General features: G+C 61.8%; 18 protein-coding genes, 2 tRNA genes and 1 riboswitch. Of the genes, 12 read left to right on the top strand and 8 right to left on the bottom strand.

What is annotated here, in order from left to right; translation table 11 throughout:
• Positions 1–6: 6 nt before the first annotated feature.
• From ACSBQQ_RS02485 to pcaDC, 4 genes are read left to right on the top strand one after another with little or no spacing between them, the layout of a single operon-like run.
• Positions 7–660: a 3-oxoacid CoA-transferase subunit B gene (locus tag ACSBQQ_RS02485; protein ID WP_033647889.1), complete on the top strand. Its 654-nt coding sequence runs from the start codon at positions 7–9 to the stop codon at positions 658–660.
• Between the two features lie 10 nt (positions 661–670).
• Complete coding sequence (gene pcaF / locus ACSBQQ_RS02480; protein WP_060387995.1) at positions 671–1,873, top strand: 3-oxoadipyl-CoA thiolase; 1,203 nt, start codon at positions 671–673, stop codon at positions 1,871–1,873.
• Positions 1,874–1,876: 3 nt separating this feature from the next.
• Positions 1,877–3,220 carry a 3-carboxy-cis,cis-muconate cycloisomerase gene (gene pcaB, locus ACSBQQ_RS02475; protein WP_060387996.1) on the top strand — a complete coding sequence of 448 codons (1,344 nt, stop codon included), beginning with the start codon at positions 1,877–1,879 and terminating at the stop codon, positions 3,218–3,220.
• A complete protein-coding gene (gene pcaDC / locus ACSBQQ_RS02470) occupies positions 3,217–4,371 on the top strand; it encodes a bifunctional 3-oxoadipate enol-lactonase/4-carboxymuconolactone decarboxylase PcaDC (RefSeq protein ID WP_049211390.1) in 1,155 nt (384 codons plus the stop codon). The genes pcaB and pcaDC overlap by 4 nt, the downstream gene beginning before the upstream one ends.
• 9 nt (positions 4,372–4,380) lie before the next feature.
• Here the strand turns inward: pcaDC and ACSBQQ_RS02465 are convergent, their stop codons facing one another.
• The 3 genes from ACSBQQ_RS02465 to pcaH are packed head-to-tail and all read right to left on the bottom strand — an operon-like array spanning position 4,381 to position 6,729.
• Positions 4,381–5,313, bottom strand: a complete 933-nt coding sequence (locus ACSBQQ_RS02465; RefSeq protein WP_060387997.1) for a LysR substrate-binding domain-containing protein — start codon at positions 5,311–5,313, stop codon at positions 4,381–4,383.
• A 58-nt stretch (positions 5,314–5,371) separates the two neighbouring features.
• Positions 5,372–5,992, bottom strand: a complete 621-nt coding sequence (gene pcaG / locus ACSBQQ_RS02460) for a protocatechuate 3,4-dioxygenase subunit alpha (RefSeq protein ID WP_033635143.1) — start codon at positions 5,990–5,992, stop codon at positions 5,372–5,374.
• Entirely contained in the window at positions 5,992–6,729 is a 738-nt protein-coding gene (gene pcaH / locus ACSBQQ_RS02455; RefSeq protein ID WP_033647894.1) for a protocatechuate 3,4-dioxygenase subunit beta, read from the bottom strand. The genes pcaG and pcaH overlap by 1 nt, the downstream gene beginning before the upstream one ends.
• A gap of 229 nt (positions 6,730–6,958) precedes the next feature.
• On the opposite strand from pcaH, the gene ACSBQQ_RS02450 reads away from it, so the two are divergent.
• The 3 genes from ACSBQQ_RS02450 (at position 6,959) to ACSBQQ_RS02440 (ending at position 13,037) form a co-directional block, all read left to right on the top strand.
• Positions 6,959–8,854, top strand: coding sequence for a bifunctional sugar phosphate isomerase/epimerase/4-hydroxyphenylpyruvate dioxygenase family protein (locus tag ACSBQQ_RS02450; RefSeq protein ID WP_033635145.1), 1,896 nt, complete (start codon positions 6,959–6,961; stop codon positions 8,852–8,854).
• A gap of 255 nt (positions 8,855–9,109) precedes the next feature.
• Positions 9,110–10,486 carry an MFS transporter gene (locus tag ACSBQQ_RS02445; protein WP_060387998.1) on the top strand — a complete coding sequence of 459 codons (1,377 nt, stop codon included), beginning with the start codon at positions 9,110–9,112 and terminating at the stop codon, positions 10,484–10,486.
• A 181-nt stretch (positions 10,487–10,667) separates the two neighbouring features.
• Entirely contained in the window at positions 10,668–13,037 is a 2,370-nt protein-coding gene (locus ACSBQQ_RS02440) for a glucose/quinate/shikimate family membrane-bound PQQ-dependent dehydrogenase (protein WP_060387999.1), read from the top strand.
• Positions 13,038–13,272: 235 nt separating this feature from the next.
• Here the strand turns inward: ACSBQQ_RS02440 and ACSBQQ_RS02435 are convergent.
• Positions 13,273–13,362, bottom strand: a tRNA-Ser gene (locus ACSBQQ_RS02435).
• A 92-nt stretch (positions 13,363–13,454) separates the two neighbouring features.
• Here ACSBQQ_RS02435 and mtfA point away from each other — a divergent pair.
• Both mtfA and ACSBQQ_RS02425 read left to right on the top strand, forming a co-directional pair.
• The gene (mtfA, locus tag ACSBQQ_RS02430) at positions 13,455–14,255 is read left to right on the top strand and encodes a DgsA anti-repressor MtfA (RefSeq protein WP_033635147.1); all 801 of its coding nucleotides are present in this window, start codon (positions 13,455–13,457) and stop codon (positions 14,253–14,255) included.
• A gap of 99 nt (positions 14,256–14,354) precedes the next feature.
• Positions 14,355–14,430 (top strand) — tRNA-Asn (locus ACSBQQ_RS02425).
• A 54-nt stretch (positions 14,431–14,484) separates the two neighbouring features.
• Here ACSBQQ_RS02425 and gap read toward each other — a convergent pair.
• From gap to ACSBQQ_RS02405, 4 genes are all read right to left on the bottom strand, one after another.
• Positions 14,485–15,495 carry a type I glyceraldehyde-3-phosphate dehydrogenase gene (gap, locus tag ACSBQQ_RS02420; protein ID WP_060427827.1) on the bottom strand — a complete coding sequence of 337 codons (1,011 nt, stop codon included), beginning with the start codon at positions 15,493–15,495 and terminating at the stop codon, positions 14,485–14,487.
• Between the two features lie 65 nt (positions 15,496–15,560).
• The gene (locus tag ACSBQQ_RS02415) at positions 15,561–16,547 is read right to left on the bottom strand and encodes a GlxA family transcriptional regulator (RefSeq protein ID WP_060427825.1); all 987 of its coding nucleotides are present in this window, start codon (positions 16,545–16,547) and stop codon (positions 15,561–15,563) included.
• A gap of 126 nt (positions 16,548–16,673) precedes the next feature.
• Positions 16,674–17,408: an SDR family NAD(P)-dependent oxidoreductase gene (locus ACSBQQ_RS02410; protein ID WP_033647899.1), complete on the bottom strand. Its 735-nt coding sequence runs from the start codon at positions 17,406–17,408 to the stop codon at positions 16,674–16,676.
• A 13-nt stretch (positions 17,409–17,421) separates the two neighbouring features.
• Complete coding sequence (locus ACSBQQ_RS02405) at positions 17,422–18,444, bottom strand: LLM class flavin-dependent oxidoreductase (protein ID WP_033635151.1); 1,023 nt, start codon at positions 18,442–18,444, stop codon at positions 17,422–17,424.
• Positions 18,445–18,593: 149 nt separating this feature from the next.
• Positions 18,594–18,696, top strand: a riboswitch (TPP riboswitch).
• Positions 18,697–18,758: 62 nt separating this feature from the next.
• On the opposite strand from ACSBQQ_RS02405, the gene ACSBQQ_RS02400 reads away from it, so the two are divergent.
• The 3 genes from ACSBQQ_RS02400 to ACSBQQ_RS02390 are packed head-to-tail and all read left to right on the top strand — an operon-like array spanning position 18,759 to position 20,943.
• The gene (locus ACSBQQ_RS02400) at positions 18,759–19,442 is read left to right on the top strand and encodes a TenA family protein (RefSeq protein WP_033647901.1); all 684 of its coding nucleotides are present in this window, start codon (positions 18,759–18,761) and stop codon (positions 19,440–19,442) included.
• Positions 19,439–20,179 carry an ABC transporter ATP-binding protein gene (locus ACSBQQ_RS02395; protein ID WP_060427823.1) on the top strand — a complete coding sequence of 247 codons (741 nt, stop codon included), beginning with the start codon at positions 19,439–19,441 and terminating at the stop codon, positions 20,177–20,179. Before ACSBQQ_RS02400 ends, ACSBQQ_RS02395 begins: the two co-directional genes overlap by 4 nt.
• Positions 20,176–20,943: an ABC transporter permease gene (locus ACSBQQ_RS02390; protein WP_060427821.1), complete on the top strand. Its 768-nt coding sequence runs from the start codon at positions 20,176–20,178 to the stop codon at positions 20,941–20,943. Before ACSBQQ_RS02395 ends, ACSBQQ_RS02390 begins: the two co-directional genes overlap by 4 nt.
• Positions 20,944–20,975: the final 32 nt, after the last annotated feature.

Genomic DNA, 20,975 nt, shown 5'->3' with positions numbered 1-20,975 from the left:
TAGAACATGCAAAAATTAACCCGCGACCAATTAGCCCAACGGGTGGCGCGCGATATTCCGGAAGGCGCCTACGTCAACCTCGGAATCGGGCTGCCGACCCGCATCGCTAACTACCTGCCCGCCGACAAAGAAGTGATTCTGCACAGCGAAAACGGCCTGCTCGGCATGGGGCCGTCACCCGCGCCGGGCGAAGAAGATCCGGAACTCATCAACGCCGGCAAAGAGCTGGTGACCTTGCTGCCCGGCGGCAGTTATTTCCATCACGCCGACTCTTTTACCATGATGCGCGGCGGCCATCTCGATATCTGCGTGATGGGGGCGTATCAGGTTTCGGCTGCCGGCGATCTGGCCAACTGGAGCACCGGCGCCGAAGACGCGATCCCGGCGGTGGGCGGCGCCATGGATCTGGCCATCGGCGCGCGCAAAGTCTATGTGATGATGGACTACCTGACCAAGACCGGCGAATGCAAGCTGGTGGAACAGTGCAGCTACCCGTTGACCGGGTTGGCCTGCGTCAGCCGCATCTATTCGGATATGGCAATCATTGATATCACCCCGGACGGCCCGCAGGTGCTGGAGCTGTGTCCGGGGCTCACCTTTGACGCGCTGCAAGCGTTAACCCCGATACGTTTACTGCAATCTGACCTGATCCCCGCTTGAGGAAATCGCCATGCAACAGGCTTTAATCTGCGATGCCGTTCGTACGCCCTTTGGCCGTTACGGCGGCGCATTATCCGCGCTGCGCGCCGACGATTTGGCCGCTCTGCCCCTGAAGGCGCTGCTTGCCAGACTGCCACAGCTGGATCCCCAGGCCATTGATGACGTTATTCTGGGGTGCGCCAACCAGGCCGGTGAAGACAACCGCAACGTGGCGCGAATGGCGCTGCTGCTGGCCGGATTGCCGCACTCCGTGCCGGGCACCACCCTCAATCGCCTGTGCGGTTCGGGATTGGACGCGGTAGGGATGGCGTCGCGCGCCATTAAATGCGGCGAAGCGGAGGTCATCATCGCGGGCGGCGTGGAAAGCATGTCGCGCGCGCCCTTTGTCACCGGCAAAGCGGACAGCGCCTTCAGCCGATCGCTGAAAATGGAAGATACGACGATGGGATGGCGCTTTATCAACCCGCAAATGCGCGCTCAGTTCGGTGTCGAAACCATGCCTGAAACCGCCGAAAATGTGGCTCGTGAATTCGCCGTCAGCCGCGCCGATCAAGACGCCTTTGCATTGCGCAGCCAACAACGCACCGCCCGCGCTCAGGAGCTGGGCCTGTTTGATGAGGAACTGATCGCCGTCAGCATTCCGCAACGCAAAGGCGAACCGCTCAGCATGGTTCGCGACGAACATCCCCGCAGCACCTCTTTGGCCGCGCTGTCCGCACTGAAGGGCGTCGTACACGCCGAGGGGAGCGTCACCGCCGGCAACGCCTCGGGCATCAACGACGGGGCCAGCGCCCTGCTCATTGCCAGCGAACGCGCGGCGGTGCAGTATGGACTCGCCCCGCTGGCGCGGGTGGTCGCCATGTCCGCCTGCGGCGTAGAGCCGCGCATCATGGGTTACGGGCCGGTTCCCGCGGTCCGCAAGGTACTGGCGCAAACCGGTTTGAGCCTGGCGCAAATGGACGTCATCGAGTTGAATGAAGCCTTTGCCGCCCAGGCGCTGGCCGTGACGCGCGCCCTGGGGTTACCGGATGATGCGGAACAGGTCAACCCTAACGGCGGCGCCATCGCGCTGGGCCATCCTCTGGGCGCATCCGGCGGCAGGCTGGCCATGACCGCCGCTTATCAGCTGCGTCGCACCGGCGGGCGCTTTGCCCTGTGCACCATGTGCGTAGGTGTTGGGCAGGGCGTCGCCTTGATTCTGGAACGGATATAACCAATGTCACTCTATAGCGCAATGTTTATGACGTCGCCATTAACGCCCTGCTTCAGCGATACGGCCCTGCTACAGGGCATGCTCGATTTCGAAGCCGGCCTGGCGCAAGCCCTGGCATCTGCAGGGATTATCGATGACGAGTCGGCTCGAATCATACGCAGCCACTGCCGGGCGGAAAAACTCGACGCCGCCGCACTGGCGCAGTCCGCCGGATTGGCGGGCAACTTAGCGATTCCGCTCGTCAAACAGTTGACGGCGCTGGTGGCTCAACGCTCGCCGGATGCGGCACGTTTCGTTCACTGGGGGGCAACCAGTCAGGATGCGATTGACAGCGGGCTGGTGCTGCAACTGCGCAGCGCGCTCAGCCAAACCGACACGCTGCTCAATCAGCTGATTGCGGCGCTGACGGCGCAATGTCGGCGCCATAGCGCAACGTTAATGGTCGGCCGCACCTGGCTGCAACACGCGTTACCCACGACGCTGGGGCTGAAGTTGGCCGGCACGCTGGACGCCTTGCTGCGCTTTCGGGTTCGTCTGGCTGAAATGCGGCCACGCGTGCTGGCGCTGCAATTCGGCGGTGCCGCCGGCACGCTCGCCTCGTTCGGCGAGCAGGGAGAACGCGTCGAGCAGGCGCTGGCGGAAGCGCTGGCGCTGCCGCGCAGCGCCACGCCGTGGCATACCCAACGCGACCGGTTGCTGGAACTGGCCGGCTGGTATGCCGGACTCACGGGCACGCTCGGCAAGCTGGCGCGTGACATGTCGCTGTTGATGCAAACCGAGGTCGCTGAAATCAGCGAACCTTCAGCCCCGGGTCGCGGCGGCTCCTCCACCATGCCGCATAAGCGCAATCCGGTACTCTGCGCCGCCATCCTCAGCGCGGCTAACCGCTTGCCTGCGCTGATGGCGGGATTGTATGCCGGCCAGGTGCAAGAGCACGAACGCGCGCTGGGAGGCTGGCAGGCCGAGTGGCAAAGCCTGCCGCAGCTCCTGGTGCTGAGCGGAGCGGCAATGGCGCAAAGCCTTGACCTCGTTAACGGCCTGGAGGTGCATGAAGCGGCGATGCGGCGCAATCTGGCGCTGACGCAGGGGCAGATCATGGCTGAATCGGTTTCCCTGGCCTTAGCCCCGCTTCTCGGCAGCCAGCAGGCGCACCAGCATATCGCGCAATGTTGCCGCCAGGCTCAGGCAACGCAGCAATCCCTGTTAACCCTGCTGTGCGCCGATGCGGAAGTCTCTTCCCGACTCAGCCGGGAAGCTCTGGAGACGTTGCTCGATCCGGCCAATGCCACAGGCAGCGCACAGCGTTTCATTCAACAAGTTCTGGCATCGGCCGAAAAGGAGCAATGATGTTGAATTATGTCCTGGAAGGGCCCGAAAACGCCCCGGTCGTTCTGTTCAGCAACTCGCTGGGGACGTCATTGGCAATGTGGCAACCGCAGCGCGACGCGCTCATCTCCCACTATCGCATTCTGCGCTACGACGTTGCCGGCCACGGCGCATCGCCGCCCGGTGAACAACCCGGATCGCTGGCGCTACTGGGCAGACAGGTGCTGTCATTGTTGGACGCTCTGGCGATTGAGCACGTCCATTTTTGCGGTATCTCCATGGGGGGGTTAACGGGATTGTGGCTGGCGCGTTTTCATCCCGAGCGCTTGCTGACGTTGACCATCGCCAATAGCGCAGCAAAAATTGGAACGGCGGCGAATTGGCGACAACGCGCCGCGCAAGTGCGTCAGTCGGGGATGGCCGCCGTCAGCGATGGCGCAGCATCACGCTGGTTTACGCCGGCATTTTGCCAATCTGCCCCCGCCAGGGTGCAAGCATTATTGCAACAGCTGACCGCCTGCGATCCCAACAGCTATGCCGCTTGCTGCGAAGCATTGGCGAACGCCGATTTACGCGCCGAGCTGGAAGGGATCCTCGTGCCGACGCTGATTATCGCCGGACATGACGACGCGGTAACCACCGTCGATGATGCCAAAGCGTTAGTGGCGGGCATTCCCGGCGCTCAATGCGTCATCTTGCCCGCCTCTCACCTTTCCAGCGTCGAGGCCTGGCGGGCATTCAATCGCACTTTCCGGGCCTTTTTGGATGAACAGCTCACGCAGCGGCAACGTTATCAGCAAGGCCTGACGGTGCGCAGAGCGGTGTTGGGCGATGAGCATGTCGATAATACCCTCGCGGCGCTGTCGCCGCTCAACGAGGAGTTTCAGCATTTCATCACTCGCTACGCCTGGGGGGAAATATGGACGCGTCCGGGCCTGTCGCGCCATACCCGCAGCCTGATCACCATCGCGATGCTGATCGCCTTGAATCGCGAAGCTGAGCTGAAAATGCATATCCGGGCCGCCTTCAATAACGGCGTCACGCGTGAAGAGATCAAAGAAGTTCTGATGCATGCGGCGCTTTACTGCGGCCTACCCGCCTCGAACGCCGCTTTTCATCTGGCGCAGTCCGTCTTTGCCGAACACGACGCCGGGCGGCGATCGGACGACTAGAAGACGCGGTTATACCGGCACATCCAGCACCCTTTGGCGCAGCGCAGCAATCAGGCGCTGCTGCTCAGGGGACGAGAGTGCCTCTTGCCGGGTAATGATGCCCAGTGGCTCGGCCATGCCCTGGGTAGGCAACGGCAGCGCACGCAGGTGATTGCTGAACAAGTCGTCACGCACCGCGCCGTAAGGCACCAGCCAAACATAGCCATACTGTAGCGTCAGGCAGCGCGCCAGCGTGACCGACAAGGTCTCGACGCACCCTTCCGGCACCGCCAGCCCATGGCTGACAATGAGCGCCTCCGCATTCTGACGCGGCACGGTACCTCGCGGGGAGAGCACCAATGGCCAGCTCAACGCCTCCGCCAGCGAGACATCCGAATGCAACAGCGGATGATGAGGAGCAACCACCAGCCGCAGCGTTTCATGATACAGCAGCTCGAAATTGAGCCCCTCCATGCGAGAGGGGTCTGACATACGCCCTATCCCTAAGGTTAATTGCCCGGATCTCACCGCCATCATCAGCGCATCGTTGGCCAGCGTCGAAACCTGCATGCGCCAGCCGGGGGATTGCTGCTGCAACCCCACCACGACCGGCGCGACCAAACTCACCAGCGTGGTGGGCAGCGCGCCGATATGCAGCGGCGCCGGCAGCGCCTCGCTGTCCGATGCGACCGTACGCCCCAACACATTCAGCGCATCCAAAACGCGCCCCGCATCCTGCAGGAAACGCGCCCCGGCGGCGGTCAGCTCTGCCCCCTGCCGGCTGCGCGAAAACAGGCGCTCGCCGGCCAGGCTTTCCAGTTCATTGAGCGTTTTGGAGAGGGCGGGCTGTGTGATGCCCAATTGCTGTGCGGCGCGCACCAGCGTCCCCTGCTGCGCGGTAGCGACAAAGGCGTGCAGATGACGCAGGCGGATGCGTTGGCTAAAGCGAGAAGTCATGTTCATGATTTATAGTATTAACTTGCCGCCGACGCGGCAAGCTCATTCACAGGGCGAACGGAGGTCAAATATCAAAAAAAACGGTCTCGTTCTCGCCCTGTAACCAGATATCGAAATGGTATACCGTCTGATCACCGCGCTGCCGCCTTTGCGCCAATAACGTGCCGCGCCGTTTCTCCCATTCAATGAGGTTCAACACCGGATCTTCAGCGTTCGCCGCCTGCTCGTCGGCGAAGTAAAGACGCGTGTTCAACCCGATGTTGATGCCGCGGGCCACGATCCATAGATTGAGGTGAGGCGCCATCAGCCGGCCGTCGCGCCCCATCACTCTGCCCGGTTTGATCGTCTCAAATTGCCACAGGCCGCTGGTGAAATCCGAACAGGTTCGCCCCCAGCCGCGAAAAGCGGGGTCGTCGGGTTTATCTCGTTGGCCGTCGGCGGGATGCTGATATCGCCCGGCGGCGTTGGCCTGCCAGACTTCAACCAGCGCGTCTCGCACCGGCGTGCCGGTACCGTCATAAACATGCCCTTCCACCACGATGCGTTCCCCGCGCGTTTCCGGTTGCGTCAACACATGGGTGAAATTACGCTCAAAAATGTCAAAACCGGCGGCATGCGGCGCCAAACCGATGTGCACATAAGGGCCGGCGGTTTGCGAGGCCGTTTCAGACAAATACTTTTTCATCACGCGGCTCCCTGTGTACGGTTCTCAAACCACGTGGCCCGATGGCCGCGCAGCACCAGATCGAAGCGGTAGGCCAGGCTGTCCAGCGGCACGGCGGCGTGCATATCCAGCTCGGCAATCAGCGTGCGCATCGCATCGTCGCTGCCTACCGACTGCAAGATGGGGCAACGAACGAGCAACGGATCGCCTTCGAAATACATCTGCGTGATCAACCGCTGCGCGAACGCCTCGCCGGAGAGTGAGAAGTGAATATGCGCCGGACGCCAGTCGCTGACCTGATTGCGCCAGGGGTACGGGCCCGGCTTGATGGTGCGAAAACAGTAATACCCGTTGTCGTCGGTCAGCATCCTGCCGCAGCCGCCAAAATTGGGATCGATAGGCGCCAGATACTGATCCTTCTTGTGACGATAGCGCCCTCCCGCATTAGCCTGCCATACCTCGACCAAGGCGTTGCGCACCGGCGCCCCGAAGGCATCGCGCACATATCCATGCACGATGATCCGCTCGCCGATCGGTAAGCCGTCTTTGGCGTAGTTCAGAATCAGATCGTGATCAATCGGGCCGATATCCGTTGGCGTGAACACGGGTGCGGTCAGTTCAGACAACGAGTTTTGCAATGAAATTAATGCATTGCGCGGCGATCGCAGCACGCTGGTTTTATACAGCGGCGCCAGCGCAGGCGGGTGATGGCTGTAATCGCGATGCACCAGTTCTCGCGCCATCCAATCACTTTTCATCCCGGTATCCTTATTATTTGAGGGTACATGTCGACAGAGTGTAGGAAGCGCAATATGTAAAAGTAAAGTGAGAAAACCGATCGCTTTATATAACCAAAAGTCATGGAATGTTCTGAATTGACGAAACATTTCATTTGGTCCATAACAGGTTTCAATTCCCGTCGGTGGTCCGCCTCGCTACTGAATGGTCGCTTTCAGGTCATCCATGACCGCTTAACTGGAGGCAATGATGAAACGTTCTATCGCGACGGTCTCGGTATCGGGCTCGCTGCCGGAAAAACTGCGGGCTATCGCCGCCGCAGGCTTTGATGGCGTCGAAATTTTCGATAACGATCTGGTCTATTACCCCGGTTCACCGGCGCAAATTCGTGATCTGTGCGCCGAACTGGGCCTGGAAATTTTGCTGTTCCAGCCGTTTCGGGACTTCGAAGGCGGCCCGCGCGAAAGCCTGGCGCAGAACCTTTCACGCGCAGCCCGCAAGTTCGACGTCATGCAGCAATTGGGCTGCTCGCGCATGCTGCTCTGCAGTAATGTCTCGCCCGACAGCAGCGAAGACATGGCCACGCAAGTGAGCGATTTGCGCGCGTTGGCGGAGTTGGCCGCCGAGTATGATATTACTGTCGGTTATGAAGCGCTGGCATGGGGACGTCACGTGAACCTGTGGCGCGACGCCTGGGCGCGGGTTAAGGCCGTAGACCATCCGGCGCTGGGGATCATTCTCGATAGTTTTCATATCCTGTCGCGCGGCGATAATCTTGACGGCCTTGATGAAGTCCCCCCCGAAAAAATTGTGTTTGTACAACTGGCGGACGCCCCGCTGCTGAAGATGGACGTGCTCGCCTGGAGCCGCCATTTCCGCTGTTTCCCCGGCCAAGGGGAGCTGAACCTGGCTCAGTTCATGACTCAACTTTCCGCGCATGGCTATCGCGGCGCCTGGTCGCTGGAGATATTTAACGATGGTTTCCGCGCCTCGCCGGTGCTTCCCACGGCTCAGGACGGTTTCCGATCGTTGTTGTGGCTGGAGGAACAAACCTATGACTGGTTGGCCAAACAGCCTCTGCTGCCCAACGCCATGGCCTCGCTCATAGAACACTCATTATTTCATTCAGAAGCGCATCCCCCCTTGCTGGCGCTGGAGTTTATCGAATTTGCCGTCTCGCACAGCGATGGGCTGGCGATGGGCCAATGGCTGACGCAGTTGGGATTGGTTCACGCCGGCGAACACCGCTCCAAAAGCGTCGCCCTCTATCGCAACGGCAAAGTGAATGTCATTCTGAATGCCCAGCCGGAAAGTCAGGCCAGCGGCTATTATCACTTGCACGGCATTTCTCTTTGCGCCGTGGCGTGGCGGGTTCGCGGCGTAGCGCGTTTACTGCAACGGGCGCAAGACTACGGTTACGCCCTCTGGCAAGGAGAAACCGGCCCCAACGAGCGGCAAATTCCCGCCCTGTGCGCACCGGACGGCAGCCTGATTTATCTGGTCGAGGCGGACGAAGATCCCAAGAACGATATTTATCACACCGATTTTCATCTGACTCATCGCAGCGCGCCGCCGCCTGCACTGCAGAGCATCGATCACCTCGCGATAGCGCTGACGGACGAATCTTGCGGCAACTGGATCATGTTCCTGCGCAGCGTGCCGGGTTTTGTGCAGGACAACGAGTGGGAACTGCCCGATCCGTTGGGTTTGGTGCGCAGCCGCGTGTTGCGCAGCCCCAACGACGCCATCCGGCTGCCGCTGAATATGTCGGTGAGCCGGGAAACCCAAATCGCCCAGGCATTAACCACCTATCAGGGCGCGGGATTACAGCATGTCGCCTTTGGCTGTAATGATTTGTTCAGCGTCGTGAAAGCGGCTCAGCAGCGTGGATTAAAAACGCTGCGCATCCCCGATAACTACTATCAAGACCTCAGAGCGCGTTTCGATCTTGATCCCGTTTTCCTTTCGCAGCTGCAAGCGTTCAATGTGCTCTACGATCGAGACGAGCAAGGTGGAGAATTACTGCACGTCTATACCGTCGCCTACGAGAAAGGGCGCTTCTTCTTCGAGTTATTGGAACGTCGGGGCGGCTACCGCGGCTTCGGGGCCGCCAACGCCCCGGTTCGGCTCACCGCCATGCGTTAACCATGCGGGCCATCAAGGCCCGCTCATTCTTTCATCTTACTGAAAAGATTAATGATCACGCTCACACTCTCAACCGCTTCCGGCTCAGCCATTCCCACGGCAATCCCTTTTCATAACATAAGGTTAACATTCCACCCTCACTTCCCTCTCACCTCATCGTCCGATAAACGCACATTATTTCGATAATCGACATTTATTGCCCCACCAACGGCTGCTTATAGTGATGACACTCAACTACTGCACCGGGAGCCCCCCATGTCGGGAAACAACGCAATCAATGTTCGGGCGCTGATCGACAGCCGCCCCTTAGGGAAATGGCAAAAGATGGTCGTGCTGCTCGGCTTTTGCATCATTGCTCTGGATGGATTCGATATCGTTATCATGGGATTTATTGCGCCAGAGCTTAAGGCCGATTGGCAAATCACTAATCGCGAGCTGGGGCTGGTGATCAGCGCGGCGCTGATTGGCCTGTCGCTGGGCGCGATGCTTTCCGGGCCATTGTCAGACAGGTTCGGCCGCAAAGTGGTCATCATCAACAGCGTATTCTTTTTTGGCGTTTGGACGCTGGTGACGGCGTTTTCTCAAAATATGGAGCAGATGATGTTATTTCGCCTGCTCACCGGCTTGGGGCTGGGCGCCGCCATGCCGAATGTCGGCACCCTGGTGGCGGAATTCGCGCCTGCCCGGCGCCGCGCTTTCTTGATTACCGTGGTCTTCTGCGGCTTCACCTTTGGCGCCGCCTTGGGCGGATTCGCCGCCTCCTGGCTGATGCCACGCTTCGGCTGGCATTCCGTGCTGCTGCTCGGCGGGATCTTGCCCCTGCTGTTCGCGCCCGTGCTGATGGCGGCGTTACCCGAATCGGTGTGTTTCCTGGTGGAGAAACGGGCGAAAAACGACGGAATTCAGCGGATTTTGGCGAAACTGGCGCCCGACCTCGATCTTCGGCACAGCACCATCATATTGCCCCCGCCAAACCAGACCTGCGCGCACCCCATCAAATTAGTGGTGAGCTCGCAGTACCGTTTCGGCAGTTTAATGCTGTGGGGATCGTATTTTTCCGCGCTGTTTCTGTTCTATACGTTGGGCAGCTGGCTGCCGTTGCTGATTAAAGACGGCGGCTTCAACGTCACGCAAGCGGCGATCATCACCGCCCTGTTTCAGGCGGGCGGCACGCTGGGCTCACTGTTTTCCGGCTGGCTGATGGACAGGTCCGAACCGCATCGCGCTTTGGCGTCCATTTATGGGATGGGGGCGCTGTTCACCCTGCTTATGGGGCCGGCGATGGGCTACCCCGTCCTGATGGGAGGCTGCGCGATGGCGATCGGATTCTGCATCGGAGGAGCCAACACCGGCATGAACGCCCTGTCGGCCAGTTTTTATCCCACCGAAGCCCGGGCTACCGGCTCCAGCTGGATGCACGGCATCGGTCGTTTGGGCGCCATATTGAGCGCGCTTGCCGGCGCTGAAATGCTGGCGCTCGGTTGGAGCTTAAGCACCATTTTCACCGTGCTGGCGCTGCCGGCGCTATTGACGGTGGCGATGATCGTCGCCAAAGGGCGCCATCAAGTTCGCCAAGCGGCAGGGCATGGGTATACGGCTTACCTTGACGCACGTTCAAATGACATGCGCTGAACGCGCGGAGTAGCCCCCGTTTGAACAGCGACGACAGGATAGCGGGAATGACATTCCCCCCCTTCCTTTCTTCGGTACAGACGCCTTCCGGCTGCAAACACGCGGCGCCTGAGCCGGAAGGCGCACCGCCACCTCATTCCCCTTTTTAACCGCCTCAGAGAAAAATCGCTAAGGAGCTCATATGCAAAAAGCACACAGGACGCGGGACGGGAAGAAGTACCTCCTGTGGTTTCTTGCCGGATTGATGTTCATTATCGGCCTGGCAATCTGCCTTCTCGGCGCCAGGTTGGCCTTCGTCGGCGGAACGTTTTATTTCGTGGCGATGGGTCTGGCGATGATTATCGCCGCCGTACTGATTGCCCGGCGCCGTCGCAGCGGCATTATCCTGTACGCGATCGCCTTCGTCGCCTCCCTGTTTTGGGCCGTCGCCGATGCCAGCTGGCATTACTGGCCGCTGTTCTCGCGCCTTTTCACCCTCGGCGTTTTAGCGTTTCTTTGCGCTATCGCCTGGCCATTGATGCCCGGTCATTCGGCCAAAAAAGGCCCGGCTTTCGGCTTAGCGGCGATCCTGGCCATCGGGCTGGGGGTCAGCTTCGGGTGGATGTTCAGATCCCAACCGCTGGTCAGCGCGACGAAAACCATCCCCGTATTTCCAGTAGCCGCCGGCGAGCAACAAAAGAATTGGGAGCACTGGGGAAATACCCCGCACGGCGATCGCTTCGCCGCACTTGATCAAATAAACAAGCAGAACGTTTCCCGCTTGCAGGTGGCCTGGACTGCCCATACCGGCGATCTTCCCGTGAGCAAAGGTTCGGGCGCGGAAGATCAGAATACGCCTTTGCAGGTCGGCGACACGCTTTATGTCTGCACCCCGTACAGTAAAGTACTGGCTTTAGATGTGGATAGCGGGAAAGAAAAATGGCGTTTCGATCCGCAGGCCGCCTCGCCGAACTGGCAGCGCTGCCGGGGCCTGGGTTACTACGAGGATCACGCCGCTCCTGCAGCAACAGGCTCGAGTCGCCCACCCGCGATCTGTTCGCGTCGTTTGTTCCTGCCCACGATTGACGCCAGACTCATCGCCCTTGATGCCGACACGGGGAAATTGTGCGACGCCTTTGGCGATCGCGGTACCGTCGATCTCGGCAGCGGCATGGGCGAAATCAAACCGGGCTATTATCAACAAACCTCCACGCCGCTGGTGGCCGGAGAAATCGTCGTCGTGGGGGGACGCGTAGCGGACAACTTTTCCACCGATGAGCCTCCCGGCGTTGTTCGAGCTTATGATGTTCACTCCGGCAACCTCGTGTGGGCCTGGGATCCGGGCAACCCTGAACTGAGCGGCCTGCCGCCGGAGGGGCAAACCTATACTCGCGGCACGCCGAATGTCTGGTCAGCCATGTCCTATGACAAGCGGTTGAACCTCATCTATTTACCCACAGGCAACGCGACGCCAGACTTTTTCGGCGGCACTCGCAGCGCGCTGGACGATAAATACAGCTCCGCCGTCGTCGCCATAGACGCCGCTACCGGCAAAGTTCGCTGGCACTATCAGACGACCCACCACGATTTGTGGGACTTCGATCTGCCCTCACAGCCACTGTTGTTCGATTTGCCCGACGGCAAAGGCGGCATTACGCCGGTTCTGGTGCAAACCAGCAAGCAAGGCATGATTTTCATGCTCAACCGCGTGACCGGCGAGCCCGTCGCGCAAGTTGAAGAACGCCCGGTGCCAACGGGAGCTATCAAGGGTGAACGCTATTCCCCCACCCAGCCGTACTCAGTGGGGATGCCGATGATTGGCAATGAACAACTGAAAGAGTCGGATATGTGGGGCGCAACGCCGATTGACCTGCTGTTATGCCGCATTCAGTTTAAAGAAATGCGCTATCAAGGCATTTTCACCCCGCCGGGTGAAGACCGCGCCCTGCAATACCCAGGCTCCCTGGGAGGAATGAACTGGGGCAGCGTCGCCGTGGATCCCCACAATAATCTGATGTTCGTTAACGACATGCGTCTGGGATTGGCGCATTATCTGGTGCCGAGGGATAAGGTGCCAACCAACGCCAGCGGTATTGAAATGGGGATAGTCCCGATGGAGGGCACCCCGTTCGGGGCCCTGCGAGAACGGTTCCTCTCCCCGCTGGGGATCCCCTGCCAGAAACCGCCGTTCGGCACGATGTCCGCCGTGGACCTGACTACCGGCAAATTGGTGTGGCAGGTCCCTGTCGGGACAGTCGAGGATACCGGGCCGCTCGGCATCAGCATGCATATGCCGATCCCTATCGGCATGCCAACGCTGGGCGCGCCGCTGTCGACGCAGTCGGGTCTTCTGTTTTTCGCCGGCACGCAAGACTTCTATTTACGCGCCTTTGACACCGCCAACGGTAAAGAGATTTGGAAATCGCGCTTGCCGGTCGGGAGCCAATCCGGCCCGATGACTTACCTTTCGCCGAAAACCGGCAAACAGTACATTGTCATCAATGCGGGGGGCGCACGCCAATCACCGATGCGCGGCGACTACATTATCGCCTATGCGCTACCGGACAAGTAATCCCGCACGAGAAATATCAAGGCGCATCGGGTTTACAGAGTGAGTCAATCCCATCGGCAACGGGCGGCGTCAAACCCGCCCTATCGTTCACAACATGACAAACGGTAAGACGAAAAGACGGTTTGATAACGCCGGCAAAGGGTCGGGACAGGGAAATAAGAACGACAGCCGATAAGAACGGTGGTTTTACTGTGATGGGGATCGTTGAAAGATTTATTCGTAAGTGATTGAATAGTGGCGGAGAGAGGGGGATTTGAACCCCCGGTAGAGTTGCCCCTACTCCAGTTTTCGAGACTGGTCCGTTCAGCCGCTCCGGCATCTCTCCTGACAACGCTTGCTATCATGCCCGCTTTTGCGGCATTTTTACAGCATTAGCATACCGCTGAACGTTCAAGTGATGAGTTTACGAGCAACCTGATGATTAAATGGCCGTGGAAAGCGACTCAACCCTCTCAATCCCAGGCAGACATCGAGGCCCAGTGGCAGGACGCGCTGGCGATCCCGCTGCTCTCGCCGCTGAATGAGCAGGAGCGGCAGCGGCTGGTGGCCGTCGCCGGGCAAATCTTGCAGCAAAAGCGCATCGTGCCGCTGCAGGGGCTGCAGCTCACCTCACAAATGCAGGCGCGCATCGCCCTGCTGTTCGCCCTGCCGGTGCTGGAGCTCGGCGCGGAGTGCCTCGACGGCTTCAACGAAATCCTGCTCTACCCCACCCCGTTCGTGGTGGAAGACGAATGGCAGGACGAAATCGGCCTGGTGCACTCGGGGCCGGTGGTGCAGTCCGGCCAGAGCTGGGAACAGGGGCCGATCGTGCTCAATTGGCAAGACGTGCAGGACTCTTTCGATCTCTCCGGTTTCAATCTGGTGATCCACGAAGCGGTGCACAAGCTGGATATGCGCAACGGCGGCGTCGCCACCGGCGTGCCGCCGATCCCGCTGCGCGAAGTGGCCGCCTGGGAGCACGATCTGCACGCCGCAATGGAAAGCCTGCAGGACGAGATCGACATGGTCGGCGAAGAGGCCGCCAGCATGGACGCCTACGCCGCCACCGATGCAGCCGAGTGCTTCGCCGTGCTGTCGGAGTATTTTTTCAGCGCCCCCGAGCTGCTGGCAGAACGCTTTCCGGCGCTGTATCAGCACTTTTGCCGCTTCTACCGCCAGGATCCGCTGGCGCGCCTGCTGCGCGGCCAGGCGGAAAACGACGCGCAATGGGCTGACTGACGGGCATATTGCTCAGATACCGAGCAGTCGCACCACTCAAGGCAATTTAGCGTTGACACACCCGGGGCCGCTGGATATGATGCGCCCCGTTCACACGATTCCTCTGTAGTTCAGTCGGTAGAACGGCGGACTGTTAATCCGTATGTCACTGGTTCGAGTCCAGTCAGAGGAGCCATATTTAAAGAAGCCCGCTTAAGGAAACTTAAGCGGGCTTTTTGCTGTTGGGCGTTTACAGCCCGCGTTTTTCCATCAGCAGCGCCAGATCGACCAAGCGGTTGGAGAAGCCCCACTCGTTGTCATACCAGGCGAGCACCTTCACCAGGTTGCCGCCGATGACCAGCGTAGACAAACCATCGATAATAGATGAGCGCGCGTCGCCCCGATAGTCGCTCGACACCAGCGGTTCATCGCTGTAGCCCAAAATTCCTTTCAGCGGGCCGGACGCCGCCGCCGCGCGGAAAGCGGCGTTGATTTCCTCCACCGTCGCCGGGCGTTTCAGCGTCACCGTCAGATCGACGATCGAAACGACCGGCACCGGCACCCGCAGCGAGTAACCGGTCAGGCGGCCGTCGAGATCCGGGATCACCTTGCCGAGTGCCTTGGCCGCGCCGCTGGAGTAAGGCACGATCGACTCTGCCGCCGCCCGCGCGCCGCGCAGATCTTTTTCCGGCTGATCGTGCAGCGCCTGGCTGTTGGTATAGGCGTGGGTGGTGTTCATCAGTCCGTATTCGATGCCGAACGCCTGATGCAGCACCTGCGCGGCGGGTGCCAGCCCGTTGGTGGTGCAGCTGCCGTTGCTGACCACTTTATGCAGCGCCGGATCGTAGAGCTGGTCGTTAACCCCCATGACGATGGTGATGTCGTCGTTCTTGGCCGGCGCCGAGATAATCACCCGCTTGGCGCCGCCGTGCGTGATGTGCACTTCCGCCTTGGCTTTATCGGTAAAGAAGCCCGTTGCTTCGATCACCACGTCCACGCCCACGCTGCTCCAGGGGATCTCGGCGGGATCGCGCTGCGAAAATACCTGAATCGGCCGGCCGTCCAGCAGCAGCTGGTTGTCACCGGCTTCCACCCTGGCCGCCAGCGTGCCGGAAAGCGTGTCGTATTTCAGCAGGTGCGCCAGCGTCTTGCTGTCCGTCAGATCGTTGATCGCCACCACGTCAAAATCGCTGCGCCCCAGCGCCGCGCGCAGCACGTTGCGCCCGATCCTGCCGAAGCCGTTAATGCCTACTTTCACCATGATGATCTCCTCGTTTTGGGCTTTGCCTCAAATCTAGCCCTGCCACGAGGCGGCGTAAATGACGTTTACCGATCAATTTGCGCCAAATTGCGCGCGTGGAAGCGTTCGCGGTATTCGCTCGGGGTCAGCTGCAGTTTGCGCTCAAACACCCGCCGCAGGTTAAGGCCGTTGCCGAAGCCGGTGGCCAGCGCGATCTGTTCGATGCCCTCCGCACTCTGCTCAAGGCGCTGCCTGGCGGTATGCAACCGCCCTTCTTCGACGAATTTGGCGGGAGAAATGCCCGTCTCGCGGGTGAACACCCGGGTAAAGTTGCGCGGGCTCATCGCCACGCGTTCGGCCAACCGATCGACGCTGAGATCGTCGGCGAGGTTTTCCAGGATCCAGGACTGCAGGTCGCGGATCGGGCCCGGCGATTTGGCCTGGTTGAGCGGGTAGCGGCTGAACTGCGCCTGCCCGCCGGGGCGGCGCAGAAACATCACCAGATCCTGCGCCACTTCACGCGCCTGCACGAAGCCGTAGTCGTCCTCCACCAGCGCCAACGTCAGGTCGAAGCCGGAGCTGACGCCGCCGGAGGTCCAGATCGGCCCGTCCTGCACGTAGATCGGGCCGTTCTCGACCTGCACCCGCGGAAAGCGCGCCTGCAGCGTTTCCGCCAGCCGCCAGTGGGTAGTCGCCCGCCGCCCGTCCAGCAACCCGGCCTCGGCCAGCAGCAGAGCCCCGCCGCAAACGGAAGCGATACGGCGCGCCTGCGGGGCCGCGCGGCGCAGCCAATCCGCCACCAGGGCCCCCTCTTCTTCCGTCGCCCCCTTGCCGGCAACAATGACGGTATCGCGCGGCAGGGCCGGATCGAGATCCGCCAGGCGGTGGTCGGCCAACAGGCTCAGCCCGGACAGGCCGTGTACCACCCGATGGGATTGCGTGGTGGCGACCGCGATCTGATACAGCGGCGCCTCGGCAGGACTCAGACGGTTAGCCTGCATCAGGATATCGGCGATGCCCGCCGCTTCGAACAGCATGCCCCCTTCAGGGACGATAATCAGGAATGTATGCATGGCGATAATAGGAAGAACAAGCAAAACAGGTCAGACAGCCACTGTATAAGAAAAGCCTCGCCGGTTCACCCTGCGGGCATAAAAAAGCCCGTCGGCAAGCGCCGACGGGCCAACAAAGCACTGTCCTCAAGCCTGCGGCAGGCTCACCCCGCCGGCGCGCGCCAATTGCGCCAGCAGCGCCGTTTGAAACGCCTCGTCGTATACCGCCGCGTGAGGTTCGAAGCGCTGTTGATGGTGCCAATAGCCGCCGGACGCCAGAGCCTGCGGCTCATCGCTGCTCACCAGCCACGCCTGCGTCACATGCCCCAGCGCCAGATCGTCTGGCGCATCCGCGCCGCCCATTTTGGTCGGCACCCAGCCGGGATCGACCGCGCTGCTGATCACGTCAGGCCACAGGCGCGCCACGGCGGCGGCCAGCGCGGTGACGAACAGTTTGCTGTCCGAATAGGAGCCGGCTGCGCCGCCGAGCCAGTCCACGCCGCTCAGTTCCGCCACGCCGTCAAAGTGCATGCTGCTGCTCAGATAGACGATACGCTTGGGGCGTTCGATCAGGGCCGTCAGCAGGTAGGGCGCAACGACGTTCACCGGCATCACCTGCGGCCCGGTAAACATACCGGCGTTGTGGATCACCGCGTCCGGGCGGCCGAGGCGGTTGACCTGCTCGGCAAGCTGCCGGATCTGCTGCACATCGGACAGATCGCCGATCGTCGCCTGTGCGCCGCGATCCAGCAGATCGCGCACCGCGTCCAAACGGCCGGGCTCACGCGCATGCAGAATTACCTGATGCCCTTCGTCCAACAGCGTTTGCGCGGCGGCGCGGCCCAGCCCGTCTACCGAACCGGTAATGAAAATGCGTGACATGCCACTCCTCCGTTTAGCGCCAGCCGAGCGCCGGCGCGACATGGGTTAAAATCGATTCGATGACGTGGGCGTTGTAATCCACGCCCAGCTGGTTAGGCACGGTCAGCAGCAGCGTATCCGCTTCGGCGATGGCCTCGTCCTGCGCCAGCTGCTTGATCAGCTCGTCCGGCTCGGCGGCATAGCTGCGGCCGAAGATCGCCCGGGTCTGCGCGTCGATATACCCCAGTTGATCGCCCTCCTTGCCGCCGCCGCCGAAGTAGTTGCGATCCCGCTGATCCACCAGCGCGAAGATGCTGCGGCTGACGGAAACCCGCGGCTCGCGCGCATGGCCCGCCTCTTGCCAGGCGGCGCGGTAGGCGCGGATCTGCTTGGCCTGCTGGATATGGAAGGGTTCGCCGGTTTCGTCGTTCTTGAGCGTCGAGCTTTGCAGGTTCATGCCCAGCTTCGCCGCCCAGACGGCGGTGGCGTTCGAACCGGCGCCCCACCAGATGCGGTCGCGCAGCCCGGCGGAAAACGGCTCCGGCCGCAGCAGCCCGGGCGGATTCGGGAACATCGGCTGTGGATTGGGCTCGGCGAACCCTTCACCGCGCAGCGCTTCCAGGAACACTTCGGTGTGGCGGCGAGCCATGTCCGCGTCGCTCTCGCCGTCGGCCGGGGCATAGCCGAAATAGCGCCAGCCGTCGATCACCTGCTCCGGCGAGCCGCGGCTGATGCCGAGCTGCAGCCGCCCGCCGGCGATCAGATCCGCCGCGCCGGCGTCTTCCACCATGTACAGCGGATTTTCATAACGCATGTCGATCACGCCGGTGCCGATCTCGATGCGTTGGGTTTTGGCGCCGATGGCGGCCAGCAGCGGGAACGGCGACCCCAGCTGGCGTGCGAAGTGGTGTACGCGAAAATAGGCGCCGTCCGCCCCCAGATCTTCGGCGGCGACCGCCAGATCGATGGACTGCAGCAGCGCATCCGCCGCGGAACGGGTGCCGGACTGGGCGGAAGGCGACCAGTGGCCAAACGAGAGAAAACCAATCTTTTTCATCGGGAATCGTCCTCAAAGGCAAATCATCGGCCTACAGTGACAAAAACCGCGCGCCCTGCGCCAGCAAAATCGCCCCCGATCGCACTAAACGAACCGATTGCCGCCGCGCCGCCCGGCGATTGTAATCAAAAAACAAATGTCGTATAACAAGCAGCTCCGAGGGGTGTCCTGTTACGGGCTGAGATGGCGCAAGCCGAACCCTTTGAACCTGATCTGGGTCATGCCAGCGAAGGGACGGTTAGGCAACAACGCTCTCACCCGTTGCCTGTTCATACCCCAGCGTGCCCGGATCTCCACTGACTCAAGGAGGTCCCATGTCCATCACCACCCTGTTCGAAAGCGGTCTTTACGGCCGGCTGCGCCAACATGCCGGCAGCCACTGGCAAGACTACGTCGATCACCCGTTTCTGCAGCAGCTGGCCGCCGGCACCTTGCCCGAACGCGCGTTTCGCCGCTACCTGACCCAGGACTATCTGTTCCTGCTGCACTTCGCCCGCGCCTACGCGCTGCTGGTCAGCAAGCTGCGCACCCTGCCGGAGATGCGCGCCGCCACCGCGTCGCTCAACGGCATCGTCGCCGAACTGCCGCTGCACGTGGCCTACTGCGCCGAATGGGGGCTGAGCGAAGCGCAGATCGCCGCCCAGCCGGAAGCGGCGGAAACCATGAACTATACCCGCTACGTACTGGATATCGGCCATGCCGGCGACGCCCTCGACCTGCTGGCCGGCCTGCTGCCCTGCGTGGCCGGCTATGCCGAAATCGGCCTGCGGCTGCTGCACGATCCCGCCACCCAAATGGAGGGCAATCCTTACGCCTCCTGGATCCGCAACTACGGCGACGAGGGCTATCTGGCCGGCGTGCGCGCCGCCATCGAGCTGCTGGAAACCGTCGGCCACCAGCGCGGCGCACCAGGCCGCTTCACCGAGCTGGCGCAGATTTTCACCACCGCCACCCAGCTGGAATCGGCATTTTGGCAAATGGGGCTGAACGCCTCATGACCTCCCCGCGTCTCCCGCCCGGCATCCAGGTGCGGGATCTCACTCTGCGCTTCGGTCAACAGACGATCTTTGAGCGGCTGAGTTTCGACATCGCCGGCGGCAGCTTCGTTGCCCTGCTCGGCGCCAGCGGCGCCGGCAAAACCAGCCTGCTGAAGATCATCGCCGGCCTGGCGCAGGCCACCTCGGGCACGGTGACCGGCAGCGACGGCCTGCCGATCGCCGGGCGCATCGCCTACATGGGGCAAAAAGACCTGCTCTACCCGTGGCTGACCGTCGAAGAGAACGTCGCCCTCGGCGCGCGGCTGCGCGGCGAAACGCCGGATCGGGCGTGGGCGGCGCACCTGCTGGAGCGCGTGGGCCTGGCCGCTCATGGCCGCAGCCTGCCCGCCGCGCTGTCCGGCGGCATGCGCCAGCGCGCCGCCATCGCCCGCACGCTCTATGAACGCCAGCCGATCGTGCTGATGGATGAACCCTTTTCGGCGCTGGACGCCATCACCCGCGCCGAGATCCAGAGCCTGGCCGCCGAACTGCTGGCGCAAAACACCGTGCTGCTGATCACCCACGACCCGATGGAAGCCTGCCGCCTGAGCCACCGGCTGCTGGTGCTGTCGCCCTGGCCGCTGGGCCTCGATGATAGCCACCGCATCAGCGGGCAACCGCCGCGTGCGCCGGATGACGCCGACCTGCTGAGAAGCCAGGCCGAGCTGCTGCAACAGCTGGTGAGGGCCGCGCAATGAATATCGCCAAAGAGCGCGGCCTCACCCGCCTGCAGCGCGGGCTGACGGTGTTCGTCGGCCTGCTGCTGCTGTGGTGGCTGGCGGCGCAAAGCGGCATTCCGGCCTTTCTGCTGCCCACGCCGGGCGCGGTGGCGCAGGCGCTGTGGGACGGGCGCGGCTATCTCGCCTGGCACACGCTGGTCACCGCTTCGGAGATCGTCAGCGGGCTGGCGCTGGGCGTGCTGCTCGGCGCGGCGCTGGCGCTGTGCATGATCTTCTCGCCGCGCCTGCAGCGCTGGCTGATGCCGCTGGTGCTCACCAGCCAGGCGATACCGGTGTTCGCCCTGGCGCCACTGCTGGTGCTGTGGTTCGGCTTCGGCATGAGCGCCAAGGTGGCGATGGCGGTGCTGGTGATCTTCTTCCCGGTGGTGTCGGCCTTTTTCGACGGGCTGCGCCGGGTCAACAACGACTATCTCGATCTGGCGCGCACGATGCGCGCTTCGCGCTGGGCGCAGCTGCGGCACGTGCGGCTGATGGCGGCGCTGCCGGCCTTCGGCTCCGGCCTGCGCATGGCCGCCGCCGTCGCGCCGATCGGCGCCATCATCGGCGAATGGGTCGGCTCGGCCGAAGGGCTGGGCTACGTGATGCTGAACGCCAACGCGCGCATGCAGACCGACGTCTGCTTCGCCGCGCTGTTTATTTTGGTGCTGATGACCGTGCTGCTGTGGGCCGCGGTGGATGCGCTGCTGCGGCGCCTGATCGCCTGGGCGCCGGAAAACGACTGATGATTGCAACCATAACCAGGGATAAAGGAACG

The organism is Serratia sp. G204Y, assembly GCF_051172435.1.
In the GTDB taxonomy this organism is placed as follows: Bacteria; Pseudomonadota; Gammaproteobacteria; order Enterobacterales; family Enterobacteriaceae; genus Serratia; species Serratia sarumanii.
This window is presented reverse-complemented; position numbering and strand designations above follow the sequence as displayed.